This window comes from Streptomyces sp. AA4 (genome assembly GCF_000158875.1).
Taxonomy (GTDB): Bacteria; Actinomycetota; Actinomycetes; order Mycobacteriales; family Pseudonocardiaceae; genus Amycolatopsis.
The window spans coordinates 7,841,995-7,853,768 of the sequence record NZ_GG657746.1 but is presented as its reverse complement, the minus strand read 5'-3'; the positions used below and the strand labels follow the sequence as shown (position 1 = coordinate 7,853,768).

The 11,774-nt window shown below is 68.5% G+C and carries 12 protein-coding genes and 1 riboswitch; of the genes, 7 read left to right on the top strand and 5 right to left on the bottom strand.

Annotated elements, in window-relative coordinates; all coding sequences use genetic code 11:
- Positions 1-2 precede the first annotated feature (2 nt).
- Positions 3-497, top strand: a complete 495-nt coding sequence (panD, locus tag SSMG_RS35835; protein WP_009084286.1) for an aspartate 1-decarboxylase — start codon at positions 3-5, stop codon at positions 495-497.
- 46 nt (positions 498-543) lie between these two features.
- The gene (locus SSMG_RS35830) at positions 544-1,317 is read left to right on the top strand and encodes a type III pantothenate kinase (RefSeq protein WP_037715956.1); all 774 of its coding nucleotides are present in this window, start codon (positions 544-546) and stop codon (positions 1,315-1,317) included.
- Here SSMG_RS35830 and SSMG_RS35825 read toward each other — a convergent pair.
- Entirely contained in the window at positions 1,314-2,045 is a 732-nt protein-coding gene (locus tag SSMG_RS35825; RefSeq protein ID WP_037715954.1) for an SDR family oxidoreductase, read from the bottom strand. The two genes, SSMG_RS35830 and SSMG_RS35825, sit on opposite strands and share 4 nt — an antisense overlap.
- 139 nt (positions 2,046-2,184) lie before the next feature.
- On the opposite strand from SSMG_RS35825, the gene SSMG_RS35820 reads away from it, so the two are divergent.
- Entirely contained in the window at positions 2,185-3,039 is an 855-nt protein-coding gene (locus tag SSMG_RS35820; protein ID WP_009084279.1) for a sigma-70 family RNA polymerase sigma factor, read from the top strand.
- A gap of 3 nt (positions 3,040-3,042) precedes the next feature.
- Here SSMG_RS35820 and SSMG_RS35815 read toward each other — a convergent pair whose 3' ends face one another.
- Positions 3,043-3,357 (bottom strand): multidrug efflux SMR transporter, encoded by a 315-nt coding sequence (locus tag SSMG_RS35815; RefSeq protein ID WP_009084277.1) that lies wholly within the window; start codon positions 3,355-3,357, stop codon positions 3,043-3,045.
- A 33-nt stretch (positions 3,358-3,390) separates the two neighbouring features.
- Positions 3,391-3,453: riboswitch (guanidine-III (ykkC-III) riboswitch) on the bottom strand.
- Between the two features lie 49 nt (positions 3,454-3,502).
- Positions 3,503-4,267, bottom strand: coding sequence for a class I SAM-dependent methyltransferase (locus tag SSMG_RS35810; protein ID WP_037715952.1), 765 nt, complete (start codon positions 4,265-4,267; stop codon positions 3,503-3,505).
- A gap of 82 nt (positions 4,268-4,349) precedes the next feature.
- Here SSMG_RS35810 and lysS point away from each other — a divergent pair, with 82 nt between their 5' ends.
- Together lysS and SSMG_RS35800 are read left to right on the top strand one after the other, a co-directional pair.
- Entirely contained in the window at positions 4,350-5,858 is a 1,509-nt protein-coding gene (gene lysS / locus SSMG_RS35805) for a lysine--tRNA ligase (protein WP_037718562.1), read from the top strand.
- A 163-nt stretch (positions 5,859-6,021) separates the two neighbouring features.
- Entirely contained in the window at positions 6,022-6,375 is a 354-nt protein-coding gene (locus SSMG_RS35800; protein ID WP_009084272.1) for an Lsr2 family protein, read from the top strand.
- A gap of 123 nt (positions 6,376-6,498) precedes the next feature.
- Here SSMG_RS35800 and SSMG_RS35795 read toward each other — a convergent pair whose 3' ends face one another.
- The gene (locus SSMG_RS35795; protein ID WP_009084267.1) at positions 6,499-7,395 is read right to left on the bottom strand and encodes a helix-turn-helix domain-containing protein; all 897 of its coding nucleotides are present in this window, start codon (positions 7,393-7,395) and stop codon (positions 6,499-6,501) included.
- Here SSMG_RS35795 and SSMG_RS35790 point away from each other — a divergent pair.
- Positions 7,394-7,963, top strand: a complete 570-nt coding sequence (locus tag SSMG_RS35790; protein WP_009084270.1) for a TIGR03086 family metal-binding protein — start codon at positions 7,394-7,396, stop codon at positions 7,961-7,963. The two genes, SSMG_RS35795 and SSMG_RS35790, sit on opposite strands and share 2 nt — an antisense overlap.
- 19 nt (positions 7,964-7,982) lie before the next feature.
- Here the strand turns inward: SSMG_RS35790 and SSMG_RS35785 are convergent, their stop codons facing one another.
- Entirely contained in the window at positions 7,983-8,798 is an 816-nt protein-coding gene (locus tag SSMG_RS35785; RefSeq protein ID WP_037718558.1) for a (2Fe-2S)-binding protein, read from the bottom strand.
- 366 nt (positions 8,799-9,164) lie between these two features.
- Here SSMG_RS35785 and SSMG_RS35780 point away from each other — a divergent pair, with 366 nt between their 5' ends.
- Positions 9,165-11,714: an ATP-dependent Clp protease ATP-binding subunit gene (locus SSMG_RS35780; RefSeq protein ID WP_009084262.1), complete on the top strand. Its 2,550-nt coding sequence runs from the start codon at positions 9,165-9,167 to the stop codon at positions 11,712-11,714.
- The last annotated feature ends 60 nt before the right edge of the window (positions 11,715-11,774 follow it).

The following is an 11,774-nucleotide window of genomic DNA, read 5'->3' as shown; positions in this document are numbered from 1 at the left end:
CGATGTATCGCACGATGCTGAAATCGAAGATCCACCGGGCCACGGTGACCCAGGCCGACCTGCACTACGTGGGCTCGGTCACGGTCGACGAGGACCTCATGGAGGCCGCCGACCTGCTCGAGGGCGAGCAGGTGTCCATTGTGGACGTCACGAACGGCGCGCGGCTGGAAACCTACGTCATCACCGGCGAGCGCGGCAGCGGCGTGCTCGGCATCAACGGGGCCGCCGCGCATCTGGTGCACCCGGGCGACCTGGTCATCCTGATCGCGTACGGGCAGATGGACGATGCGGAGGCGCGCGCGTACCGGCCGCGAGTGATCTTTGTGGACGATTACAACCGGATCGTCGAGCGCGGGCACGACCCCGCGCACGCGCCGGACGGATCGGGTCTGCTGAGCGGCACGGTCACGCTGCCCGAAGAGGACACGATGACCTTCCCGGTGGCCGAAACCGCGGACGCGCGCCGGCTCGACGCGTTGCTGCACGCCGAAAACTGACCTGTCGCGGATGCCTCGTGCGCGAGCCGCAGTAAGGAAGACCTCGTTGCTGCTCACTGTCGACGTCGGCAACACCAATATCGTGCTCGGGCTGTACGACGGCACCGAATTGGTCAGTGACTGGCGGATGCGCACCGACGCGCGGATGACCGCCGACGAACTCGCGCTCACCGTGCGCGGCCTGCTCGGCCCGCACGCCGACGCGGTCACCGGGATCAGCGCACTGTCCACAGTGCCCGCGGTGCTGCGCGAATTGCGGGTGATGCTCGGCCGCTATTACGCGCGGGTGCCGAAGGTCGTCGTCGAGCCCGGCGTGCGCACCGGGGTCGCGCTGCTGGTGGACAATCCGAAGGAAGTCGGCGCGGACCGGCTCGTGAACACCCTTGCCGCGCACCATTTGCACGCCACCGCGTGCGTGGTGGTCGATTTCGGCACCTCCACGAACGTCGACGCGATCTCGGCCCGGGGCGAATTCCTCGGCGGGGCGTTCGCCCCGGGCATCGAGATCTCGGTGGACGCGCTCGCCGCCCGCGCGGCCGCGCTGCGCAAGGTGGAACTCGTCCCGCCGCGTTCGGTGATCGGCAAGAACACCGTGGAATGCCTGCAGTCCGGCATTCTGTACGGGTTCGCCGGCCAGGTCGACGGGCTCGTCCGGCGGATCGTGCGCGAATTGCAGCAGGACAGCTCGGATCCGGTCACGGTGATCGCCACCGGCGGGCTCGCCCCCTTGGTGCTGGGCGAATCCGAGACGATCAAGGAGCACGTGCCGGACCTGACGCTGCTCGGCCTGCGGCTGGTGTACGAACGGAATGTGCGTTAGAACTGCTCGGCCAGATAATCCTCGAAAGTGCGGACGCCGGTGTCCGCGTCGAGGTTGAGGTTGCCGTCGGCGCGATAGACCTTTCCGGCCGCGCCGGGAATGCGCAGCGGCATTTTCGGCCGTCGCCGCCCGCTTGCCCGCAAATACTTGTCGACCAGCTCGCCCATGCGGTACACGGTCGGCCCGGCCAGATCCCGCACCCGCCCGGCCGGGTCGCTGAGTGCCAGGCGCGCGATCCGCTCGGCCACTTCCCGGACGTCGACCGGCTGGAAATTGACCGCGGGCACCGGCACGATCGGCAGTTTCGCCACCGCCCGCACGGCATTGAGGCAGAACCCGTGGAACTGAGCCGCCCGCAGGATGGTCGAGGGCACGTCCGACGCGGCGACGAGTTTTTCGGCCTCGTGCTTGCGGCGGAAATAACCCAGCGGCACCGCGTCCGCGGCGATCACCGAAATGAAAACCAGGTGACCGGTGCCAGCGCGTTCGGCGGCGCGGACCAGATTCGCGGTCGCCACGTCGTCGCCCTTCGGACCGCCCGCCAGGTGCACGATGACGTCGGCACCGTCGACCGCGGGGGCCAGGCCTTCGCCGGTCATCAGGTCGCAGGCGAACCGGCCGGGGCCGTTCGCGTTCCGGCTGAGGACGCGCACCTTCGCGTCGCCGAGAGCGGGAACGACCAGCTTGCCGAGAGTTCCGGTGCCGCCGGTGACCAAGATCGTCGTCATGGCATTTCCTTCCGGGTACAGTGCCGCGGGTCGGGCACTGGGGGTGTCCTACTGGGATGAACCCGGTCGTGGCAGGAATGTGACAGCGCGGCCTCGGCCGCTCCGTCGAGGGTGGTGGTGGGGCGGGGAGGGGTGACAGGTGAGCGACAGAGACTTGCTCGCGGCCCAATTCGAGGAAGAGCGGCCGCGGCTTCGCGGGGTCGCTTACCGCATGCTCGGGTCGCTCGCCGAAGCAGACGACGCGGTGCAGGAAGCCTGGTTGCGCGCGGACGGCGCGGACATTTCCGAGGTGCGGAATTTGCCTGCTTGGCTCACCACAGTGGTGGCGCGGGTGTGCCTGAATCTGTTGCGCACGCGCGAACGCCGCCGGGAGGATTCGCTGGATGCGTTCCCGCTCGATCGCGGCGACGACGGCGCGGACCTCGCCGAAGAAGCCCAGCTGGCCGATTCCGTCGGCCTGGCGATGCTGGTCGTGCTCGACGTCCTGGGCCCGGCCGAGCGGATCGCGTTCGTGCTGCACGACATGTTCGCCGTGCCGTTCGAGGACATCGCGCAGATTCTCGACCGCAGCCCGGCGGCGGTCCGGCAGTTGGCCAGCCGGGCCCGCCGCCGGGTGCGCGGCGGCGAAGCCGTACCAGCGGACGCGAGCAAACGGCGCGGCGCTGTCGAGGCGTACCTGGCCGCTGCTCGGGAGGGAGACTTCGCGGGACTGTTGAAGGTGCTCGATCCCGACGTCGTGCTGCACTCGGACACCGGCGCGGCACCGGTGGTGCTACGCGGCGTCCGAGCGGTCAGCAAGGGCGCGTTGCTCGCTTCGGAACTCGCGCGCAGCACGCAGGTCGCGGTGGTCGACGGCGTTCCCGGCCTGGTGCTCGCCCCGCGCGGCCGGCTGGCCGTGGTCCTCAAGTTCGTTTTCGACGGCGACCTGATCGCCGGGATCGACGTGATTTCCGCGCCGGAGCGGCTGCGCGGGCTGGAGATCTCGCTCGGGTGAAGGTCAGTGGAACAGTTTCAGCCCGACGACCCCGGCGACAATCAGCACGAGACAGGTGATCCGGCCGACGGTGAGCGGATCGTTCATCGCGACGATCCCGTACGCCGCCGTCCCGACCGCGCCGATGCCGACCCACACCGCGTATCCGGTGCCGAGCGGAATTTCGCGCAAGGAATACGCGAGACCGGACATGCTGAGCAGCAGCGCGCCGCCGAACAGCACGCTCGGCCAGAGCCTGCTGAACCCTTTCGACGCGCCGAGCGCCGCGGCCCACACGGTTTCGAGAAATCCGGAAACAACGAGAACGAGCCAGGCCATGATCGACAACCTTTCGCAGTGACGGATACGTTCACTGCGCCGTCTTGTCGTCACCGGGTACGACGCGCTCGTCCGGGGCGGGAGCACCGCCGCTTCCGAAATTAGCACTCCGGAGCAGGCACGAGGTGGTGATTTCGGTCGCCGCTCAGCCGCGGCGGGCCTGCAGAACCGTCGTGACCAGTGGATAGTCGAATTCGCCCGCACCCGTCTCCGGAACGGATTCCAGGTACGCCCTGGCGCGCGCGAGCTGCTGCTCGCGGTCCGGTGCGGACGCGACGAGCAGATGCGAATGGGTCGCCACGGTCGCCAGCAGCGAATCGATCGAGCGCCGGTGCGGATGGGCGAACCGGTCCTGTTCGAACGGGCCGAAGCCGTCCGCGCGCAGCGTTTGCTCCGAATCGGCGAACCCGCGGCTGACGCCGGTGCGGATCAGCCGGGAGAATTCGCGCACCCACGGCACGGATTCGTCGTCGTGATTCCACAGCGCCACCACCACGCCACCCGGCCGCAGGACCCGGCGGATCTGCGCGAACGCCGGGGCCAGCTCGAACCAGTGCAGGGCCTGTCCGACGAACACCGCGTCCGCGGATTCGTCCGGCAGCGGGATGTCCTCGGCCTTCCCGAGCAGCGCGGGAACGTCCGGGAGCCGCCGGGACAGTTCGGCGAGCATGCCCGGATCGGGTTCCACCGCCGTCACCGAACGGCCGAGCGCGACCAGTCCCTCGGTGAGTTTTCCGGTGCCCGCCGCGAGGTCCAGCACGTCGCGTACCGGTCGGTTTGCTCCGGACATGCCCCATTCGAGTGCCGTCCGGGGATAGTCCGGCCGGTGCCGGGCGTAGGCGCTCGCCTGGCCGCCGAACGAAGAAGCCCGCCGGGCACGCAGTTCCGCATCACTGCCGGGATCGCTCACGGGTAACCACCCTAATACCGTGAGTGCCCCGGAAGGGGAATCCGGTTGACGCGGTTCACCAGCGGCTTCGTACGCTATGGCCATGACCGAATTCCCCGCGTCCGACGCACTGCCCGATGACGACCTGCCCGAACAGATGCGGGTGCGCCGGGACAAGCGCGACCGGATAATCGCGGAGGGCGCCGATCCTTACCCGGTAGAGGTTCCGCGTACGCACACTCTCGCGCAGATCCGTGCCGAACATTCCGGTCTCGAAGCCGACACCAGCACCGGCCAGTCGGTCGGCGTCACCGGTCGGGTCATGTTTCTCCGCAATACGGGCAAACTGTGTTTCGCCACTCTTCGTGAGGGCGACGGCACGGAACTGCAGGCGATGCTGAGTCTCGCGCAGGTCGGGCCGGAGTCTCTCGCCGCGTGGAAGTCCGATGTCGATCTCGGCGACCACGTATTCGTGCACGGCGAGGTGATCACCTCGAAGCGCGGCGAGCTTTCCGTGCTGGCCGACAGCTGGCAGATCGCGGCGAAGGCGTTGCGCCCGCTGCCGGTGGCGTTCAAGGAGCTGGCCGAGGAAACGCGAATCCGGCAGCGTTATGTCGATCTGATTATGCGCCCGCGCGCCCGCGACGTGGTGCGCACGCGCTCGGGCGTGATGCGTTCGCTGCGCGAGTCGTTCCACCGCCGGGGATTCACCGAGGTCGAGACGCCGATGCTGCAGACGCTGCACGGCGGAGCCGCGGCCCGGCCGTTCGTCACGCATTCCAACGCCTTCGACCTCGAGCTGTTCCTGCGCATCGCGCCGGAGCTGTACCTCAAGCGCTGCGTGGTCGGCGGGATCGAGAAGGTTTTCGAGATCAACCGGAACTTCCGCAACGAGGGCAGCGACTCCTCGCACTCGCCGGAGTTCGCGATGCTCGAGTACTACGAGGCCTACGCCACTTACGACACGAATGCCGTGATGACCCGCGAACTCATCCAGGAGGCCGCGGAGAACGTGCTGGGCACCCAGGTCGTCACTCTCGCCGACGGAACCGAGTACGACCTTTCCGGCGAATGGACGACGCTCGGGATGTACGAGTCGCTGTCGGAAGCGCTCGGCGAGGAAGTGACGCCGGATACGCCCGCGGAAGCACTGCACAAGATCGCCGCGGCGCGCGAGATCGAGGTGGATCCCAAGCTAGCGCACGGCAAACTCGTCGAGGAACTGTGGGAACATCTCGTCGGCGACGGACTGCACGCCCCCACATTTGTCCGGGATTTCCCGCTCGAGACGTCTCCGCTCACGCGGCAGCACCGCAGCCGTCCCGGCGTGGCCGAGAAGTGGGACCTGTACGTGCGCGGATTCGAACTCGCCACCGGATACTCCGAACTGGTGGATCCGGTCGTGGAACGGCAGCGGCTCACCGAACAGGCGCGGCTCGCCGCGGCCGGGGATAGCGAGGCGATGCGCCTCGACGAGGATTTCCTGCGCGCGCTCGAGTACGGAATGCCGCCGAGCGGCGGGGTCGGAATGGGGATCGACCGGCTGCTCATGGCACTGACCGGGCTCGGTATCCGGGAGACGATCCTCTTCCCGCTCGTCCGGCCCGAATAGCTCGCCGCCTCGTCGCACGGTCGAGATTTTCTCAATGCGGATTTGCCTACGGCGGGGCAAGCGGGTATTAATATGGGTGTCAAAGACTTCTGTAGCTCGGGGCTTGCCCCGAAACCAGATCATGTAGCCAGATCATTCGGGCAAGCCCCGCAGGAGGAATCAGATGGCACAGAAGGTGCTGGTCTCTCTGGTCGACGACCTCGACGGCAGTGAGGCGGAAGAGACCGTTGAGTTCGGTTTGGACGGTGTGAGCTACCAGATCGACCTGTCGGGCGAAAACGCCGAGGAGTTGCGCGACGCACTCGCGCAGTATGTCGAGCACGCGCGCCGCGCGGGCGGCCGCAAGCGCGCGCCGCTGCGTCCGGTCGCCGGCGGCAAGTCCCCGGCCCGCCCGGCCGCGGTCGACCGCGAGCAGAACCAGGCGATTCGCGCGTGGGCCCGCAAGAACGGTTTCCAGGTTTCCGACCGGGGGCGCATCCCGTCGGAGGTCGTCGAGGCTTACCACAAGAAGAACTGACCGGGCATTTCCGGAACTCGCGGATGCGGTCCTCCGGTTAGCGAACCGGGAGCGCCGCGCCTTCGCGGACTGCACGCCAAACGGCCGTCGGGAACATTCCCGGCGGCCGTTTGGCGTTCCGCTTTAGTTTCCCGGCTTTGCGCCGTCCGGCGCGGCGGACATCAGCTGGCGAGCCGAACGCGCGTACTCCGCGGGAGGGGCTCCGGTCACCGCGCGGAAATCGCGGATGAAGTGAGGTTGGTCGCTATAGCCCAGCCGAGTCGCCAGATCCGCGTAATCCGGCGGGATCGGTGCGGCGAGCAACCGCGCGGCTTCGTTGAGGCGGTAAATCCGGATCGCCCACTTCGGCGTTGTTCCGACGTGCTCGGCGAACAACCGCTGCACCGCCCTGATCGACAGTCCGAGTGCCGCCGCCAGTTCCGAGACCCGGGTGATCCCGGGATCCGCGGCGATTGTTTCCACCGCCTCCGCCGCCGCGCGGGTCTCCCGGGGAATGGGGCGGCGGGATGCGATCAGCAAGTTGTCGATTGCAGTGATCATTTCCTCGTCGGTCCGCGCATTCCGGATGAATTTTTCCGTGCGCGCGGCCGTCGGCCCGAAGATCTCGGCGACGCCGGCCGAGCGGTCGGCGAGCGTGCGCACCGGGGCGCCGAGGAACGGGCGGAAACATCCGGGCCGGATCCTGGCCCCGATCCCGTGCACGCGTCCGCTGAGCCGGTGCGTGAAAAGCTGGTGTGCCGGACCGTAAACCCCGCACGCGCCGGGGAAGAACGTCACGTGCACCGACAGATTCGGCAGCACGTGCTGGTCGTGGGGTTCGGTCAGGTTCCAGCGCAGGACCCAGTGGTGTTCCACGAAATCGCGCAGTTCCGGGGCGGGCGGATACCGGGTCAGCGTGAACTTGGTGCGAGCCGTCCGCTCGTTCAGGATGCCGCTCGGGATCCGCCGCATGGCTGAAAACAGTAGTGCGTCGCGTAATTTCAAGACGGCCGCCGCGAACGGTGGTTGGCTCGGGCGCATGTCGAATCACTCCGGACTGCTCGCCCCGGCCGCCGCCGAACTGCGGCGCGTCGCGGCTGCCGCCCCGTCGCTGACCGCCCCCACGGCGTGCGCCGACTACGACGTTCGCGGCCTTCTCAACCACCTTCTCTACTGGGGCCCGTGGCTCGCCGCCGCGATCCGGCACGAGCCTTACGAACCGCCCGCGCCGAGCGAAGCCGAGGCGTCCCTCGTCGGGGACGACTGGCCGAAGGCGCTGGAAGCGATGACCGACGACGTGCTCGCCGCGCTCGCCCCGCCGGAGGCGTGGACCGGCACCGTCACCTTCGGCGCGTCCGAACTGCCCGCCGCGGTCGTCGGGGACATGGTGCTCGGCGAACTCGTCGTGCACGCCTGGGATCTCACGCGGGCGAGCGGCACCGAGCTGAACTGTCCGGACGAAGCCGCCGAAGTCGTCCTCGCGTTCGCGGCGGGGATGGGCGAGGAGGCCCGCAAGGGCGGCGTGTTCGGTCCGGAGGTCGCGGTGCCGGAAACCGCGCCGGTGCTGCATCGGGCGCTGGGCGCGACGGGCCGGGATCCGTACGCCTGAAATTTTCACTCGATGGAGATCAACGGGGACAGACGCGCGGACAGCTCTCGCATTCCGCCTCGCCGGGCAGGAGATAGGAGAAGCAGCAGCTTTCCCGACGGCGCTCCCAAACCCGGTGGCCGTCCTCGTTGACTGCCATCCGCAAGGTGGACGCCGAGGTCAGCGGGCGGTATTGCGCGTCGAGCACCAGCGCGGCATCCGCGACGCCAGCGCCTTCGGCCTCGGCTGTCCCGCCTTGCTTGCCGACCCGCCACAGAGCGCCGTCCAGCGCGTCTGTAGCGCCCGCCCAGAGCGTGCGGCGACCGAGGCGGGTGCCTGGGGCGTAGGCGCGGACGAAGCGAGCAGCGTGGCCGACAAACTGCGCGCGCAGCACCGCGGCCAGCGCGCGTTCGTCGCGCACGACGGTGGCCTCCGGACGGACGCTGCCCGGGTCGGTGGGCAGGCAGTAGAAGGCGTCGCCGAGCACGGCCATGCCCTCGGGATGCGGCCGGTCCGGGCCGAGGCCGAACGCGAGCTGCTCCGGCTTCAGCGACGGCACGCGGCGCTCGTGGTGCAGCAGAAGCGCGCCGACGTACGCGGGGACGTGCAGGTACCAAGACATCACGTAGCTGGCCGCGGTGCGCGCGGGAGCCGCGCCGTGCTGGTCGAGGAGCCAGTCGGTCAGCCGGGAGCGCCATTCGGCGAACCGCTCGGGCTGTTCGAGGAGGTCAGCGCAACGGAACCAGCCCTCGGGGACATCGCGGCGCAGGTCGTACCGGGCACTGGCGCGCAGCAGCGAGGACGCGAGACCGTCGCCGATCTCGCGGGCGTCGTCGCGCGAGCGCTGCGGGTTCACCGGTCCCACCCCCGTCTGTACGCGTTAGGTGTGCCTAACCTTACATATGGCGCGAGATTGCGCCAATCGGGTGGCCAAGGGGTGAGACCACCCGGACGCGCGGGGGTGTTCGCGCTGAGCGGACAGGGGGGCCGGGGCGGAATCCTGATCCGGTCCCGTACGTTCGAGAGGGAGTAAAGGTGCAGCGCAACCGGATGAGAAGCGGTGACCGACCGGGTCGCCGTCCGGGTGCGCAGGGGCCGCTGGAAGCCGTAGTGGTACGCAAGCGCGACCGCTTGGCTACTAGAGTGGTCTCACGGTGCTGTCCGCCGCGGACGCGATCCGCGGAGGTTACGGGCCGCCGACGCAGCAGTCGAGGGAGTGCGCATGTTTGAGAGGTTCACCGACCGCGCGAGGCGGGTGGTCGTCCTGGCCCAGGAAGAGGCCCGGATGCTCAACCACAACTACATCGGCACCGAGCACATCCTTTTGGGTCTGATCCACGAGGGTGAGGGTGTCGCCGCCAAGGCGCTGGAGTCGCTGGGCATCGCCCTCGAGGGCGTGCGCCAGCAGGTCGAGGAGATCATCGGCCAGGGTCAGCAGGCGCCGAGCGGGCACATCCCGTTCACGCCGCGGGCGAAGAAGGTGCTGGAGCTGTCGCTGCGCGAGGCGCTGCAGCTGGGCCACAACTACATCGGCACGGAGCACATCCTGCTGGGCCTGATCCGCGAGGGCGAGGGCGTGGCGGCGCAGGTGCTGGTGAAGCTGGGCGCGGACCTGAACCGGGTGCGCCAGCAGGTGCTGCAGCTGCTGTCGGGCTACCAGACCGGGGAGAAGTCCACCGAGAGCGGTTCGGGCCGGGGCGAGGGCACGCCGTCGTCGTCGCTGGTGCTCGACCAGTTCGGCCGCAACATGACCGTGCTGGCCCGCGAGGGCAAGCTGGACCCGGTCATCGGGCGCGGCAAGGAGATCGAGCGGGTCATGCAGGTGCTGTCCCGCCGGACGAAGAACAACCCGGTGCTGATCGGCGAGCCGGGCGTCGGCAAGACCGCCGTCGTCGAGGGCCTGGCGCAGAGCATCGTCAAGGGCGAGGTGCCCGAGACGCTCAAGGACAAGCAGCTCTACACCCTGGACCTGGGTTCGCTGGTCGCCGGTTCGCGCTACCGGGGCGATTTCGAAGAGCGCCTGAAGAAGGTGCTCAAGGAGATCAAGACCCGCGGCGACATCATCCTGTTCATCGACGAGCTGCACACGCTGGTGGGCGCGGGCGCGGCCGAGGGCGCGATCGACGCGGCGTCGATCCTGAAGCCGATGCTGGCGCGGGGCGAGCTGCAGACGATCGGCGCGACCACGCTCGAGGAGTACCGCAAGTACATCGAGAAGGACGCGGCGCTGGAGCGCCGGTTCCAGCCGATCCAGGTGGGCGAGCCGTCGCTGGAGCACACGATCGAGATCCTGAAGGGGCTGCGCGACCGGTACGAGGCGCACCACCGGGTCTCGATCACGGATTCGGCGCTGGTCGCGGCGGCGACGCTGGCCGACCGCTACATCAACGACCGGTTCCTGCCGGACAAGGCGATCGACCTGATCGACGAGGCCGGGGCGCGGATGCGGATCCGCCGGATGACCGCTCCGCCGGACCTGCGCGAGTTCGACGAGAAGATCGCCGACGTGCGCCGGGACAAGGAGTCCGCGATCGACGCGCAGGACTTCGAGCGGGCCGCGCGGCTGCGCGACGAGGAGAAGCAGCTCCTCGGCCAGAAGGGCGAGCGGGAGAAGCAGTGGAAGGACGGCGACCTCGACGTCGTCGCCGAGGTGGACGACGAGCAGATCGCGGAGGTGCTGGCGAACTGGACCGGCATCCCGGTGTTCAAGCTCACCGAGGAGGAGACCACCCGGCTGCTGCGCATGGAGGACGAGCTCCACAAGCGCATCATCGGCCAGGAGGACGCGGTCAAGGCCGTCTCGCAGGCGATCCGCCGGACGCGGGCGGGCCTGAAGGACCCGAAGCGCCCGTCGGGGTCGTTCATCTTCGCCGGCCCGTCGGGTGTCGGTAAGACGGAGCTGTCGAAGGCGCTGGCGTCGTTCCTGTTCGGCGAGGACGACGCGCTGATCCAGATCGACATGGGCGAGTTCCACGACCGCTACACCGCCTCGCGGCTGTTCGGCGCCCCTCCGGGCTACGTCGGCTACGAGGAGGGCGGGCAGCTGACCGAGAAGGTGCGGCGCAAGCCGTTCTCGGTGGTGCTGTTCGACGAGATCGAGAAGGCGCACCAGGAGATCTACAACACGCTCCTGCAGGTGCTGGAGGACGGTCGCCTGACCGACGGGCAGGGCCGGACGGTCGACTTCAAGAACACCGTGCTGATCTTCACCTCGAACCTGGGGACCTCGGACATCTCGAAGTCCGTGAGCCTCGGCTTCTCCTCCGGAGCGGATTCGACGAACCGCTACGAGAAGATGAAGCAGAAGGTCAACGAGGAAATGAAGAAGCATTTCCGCCCGGAGTTCCTGAACCGGATCGACGACATCATCGTGTTCCACCAGCTCAACCAGGAACAGATCATCCAGATGGTGGATCTGATGATCGGCCGGGTCGAGACGCAGCTCAAGGCCAAGGACATGGAGATCGAGCTGACCGAGAAGGCGAAGGCGCTGCTGGCCAAGCGCGGCTTCGACCCGGTCCTCGGCGCCCGGCCGCTGCGCCGCACGATCCAGCGCGAGATCGAGGACCAGCTGTCGGAGAAGATCCTGTTCGGCGAGGTCGAGCCGGGTCAGATCATCGTGGTCGACGTCGAGGGCTGGAGCGGCAACCCGGAGGACCGCGACGACGAGGCGCACTTCACCTTCCGCGGGGAGAAGCGTCCGTCCTCGGTTCCCGACGCTCCGCCGGTGAGCATCGGCGCCGCCGAGAACGGCGAATCCGAGAACGAGTGAGTTAGGCAAGGAAAAGGGCGGCTCCCAGGTTTGGGGGGCCGCCCTTTTCTCTATTGTCGT

Bases quoted from the DNA above. Each gene is read 5' to 3' on its own strand.
- panD (WP_009084286.1), top strand. From the start codon at position 3: ATGTATCGCACGATGCTGAAATCGAAGATCCACCGGGCCACGGTGACC.
- SSMG_RS35825 (WP_037715954.1), bottom strand. From the start codon at position 2,045: ATGACGACGATCTTGGTCACCGGCGGCACCGGAACTCTCGGCAAGCTG.
- SSMG_RS35815 (WP_009084277.1), bottom strand. From the start codon at position 3,357: ATGGCCTGGCTCGTTCTCGTTGTTTCCGGATTTCTCGAAACCGTGTGG.
- lysS (WP_037718562.1), top strand. From the start codon at position 4,350: ATGACCGAATTCCCCGCGTCCGACGCACTGCCCGATGACGACCTGCCC.
- SSMG_RS35800 (WP_009084272.1), top strand. From the start codon at position 6,022: ATGGCACAGAAGGTGCTGGTCTCTCTGGTCGACGACCTCGACGGCAGT.
- SSMG_RS35790 (WP_009084270.1), top strand. From the start codon at position 7,394: ATGTCGAATCACTCCGGACTGCTCGCCCCGGCCGCCGCCGAACTGCGG.
- SSMG_RS35795 (WP_009084267.1), bottom strand. From the start codon at position 7,395: ATGCGCCCGAGCCAACCACCGTTCGCGGCGGCCGTCTTGAAATTACGC.
- SSMG_RS35780 (WP_009084262.1), top strand. From the start codon at position 9,165: ATGTTTGAGAGGTTCACCGACCGCGCGAGGCGGGTGGTCGTCCTGGCC.